The sequence below is a fragment of the Velocimicrobium porci genome, assembly GCF_009696045.1.
GTDB lineage: Bacteria > Bacillota > Clostridia > Lachnospirales > Lachnospiraceae > Velocimicrobium > Velocimicrobium porci.
The window spans coordinates 1-1,351 of the sequence record NZ_VUMT01000067.1 but is presented as its reverse complement, the minus strand read 5'-3'; the positions used below and the strand labels follow the sequence as shown (position 1 = coordinate 1,351).

Here is a 1,351-nt window from a genome sequence, read left to right as displayed (position 1 = left end):
TGGTCCTATGTCAAGAAAAAGTACAAGTTAAACGTGAACTTTTCACCTCAATATTCTGTCTTATGCCGCATTTATTTCCAAGTGTCTTAATTTTATCCAATATTTCTTTTCATACTCATTAGGTGATACATAATCACAATGACTGTGAATTCTTACTGTATTGTAAAAGGCTTCTATATATTCAAATATAAGCTTATATGCATGATTATAGTCTGTTATCTTGAATCTATTTATCCACTCCCTCTTAAGTAAGGAATGGAAAGATTCAATACATGCATTATCCCATGGATACGCTTTCTTGGAATAGCTGAGTGTCATTCCAGATGTTGCATCTTCATAATCTTTAGCTGTATATTGTCGACCACGATCTGAATGCATAATTAATGGTTTGCTAACATTTCTTGCACTTTTAGCCTTATTAACAGCTTCTACAACCCACTTCGTTTCAAGTGTATCACTTAATACCCAAGATATTATTTTCCTTGAATATAAGTCCATTATACTTGTTAAATACACAAATCCCTCATATGTCCAAATATATGTAATATCGGAACACCATACTGCATCAGGAGAATCAGGATTAAACTGTTCATCAAGTATATTTTTGTATTCTTCGCTAAAATTTGAATCTTTAGTTGTTATGGTATAAGGCTTAACCCATTGCGCCTTTAAGCCCATTTCACGCATATAATTACCTACTGTTTTTTCACTGATTGCTTCTCCTTCTTCTTTCAGTTTCTTAGCTATTTTGGGAGCACCGTAGTTTTGGTGTGATTCATCATAAATATCACATATCTTATTCTTTATTCTGTTTTTTCGTTGCTCACGATTACTTGGAATTCTGTTTTTCCAAGTATTATATCCACTTCTAGAGACGCCTAGATGTCTCAGCACACCGCTAACATTAAGCCGGCGCCTACCTTGTTTTTTCATATCAGTTTCCTTATTTGCAGTTTCAAGGTATATAGCTTCTGTTAGTTTCCCAGTATGCCGATTGCTTTTTTTAATATTTCAAGAGCATCCTGTGCATCCCTTAATTCTTTCTTAAGTCTTGCATTTTCTTTGGCAGCATCACTTTCGTAATTGCCTCTTCCTCGAGTTGGAATGTTACCCTCATTACCTTCATAAAGTTTACGCCAGGTAGATAATGCACTTTTAGATATACCTAGGTTTTTAGCACATGCGTTAATGCCTAAATCTTTATGCTCCTCCCAATATCTTACCGCATTCTTCTTAAATTCTTCTGTGTACTGTGTAGCCATGTCTTACTCCTCCAATCTTTAGCTTTAATAATAAATCTATATTAAGGATTATTCCATATCTAACTTGTACTATTTACATTCTAACACCA

The 1,351-nt window shown here is 34.1% G+C and carries 2 protein-coding genes; both read right to left on the bottom strand.

What is annotated here, in order from left to right:
* Positions 1–60: 60 nt before the first annotated feature.
* Positions 61–966 carry an IS3 family transposase gene (locus FYJ58_RS14650; RefSeq protein WP_328597869.1) on the bottom strand — a complete coding sequence of 302 codons (906 nt, stop codon included), beginning with the start codon at positions 964–966 and terminating at the stop codon, positions 61–63.
* Positions 967–974: 8 nt separating this feature from the next.
* Positions 975–1,262, bottom strand: coding sequence for a transposase (locus FYJ58_RS14645; protein WP_154520396.1), 288 nt, complete (start codon positions 1,260–1,262; stop codon positions 975–977).
* Between the last annotated feature and the right edge of the window lie 89 nt (positions 1,263–1,351).

Excerpts from the sequence above, each read along its gene's own strand:
- FYJ58_RS14645 (WP_154520396.1), bottom strand. The coding sequence starts at position 1,262 with ATGGCTACACAGTACACAGAAGAATTTAAGAAGAATGCGGTAAGATAT.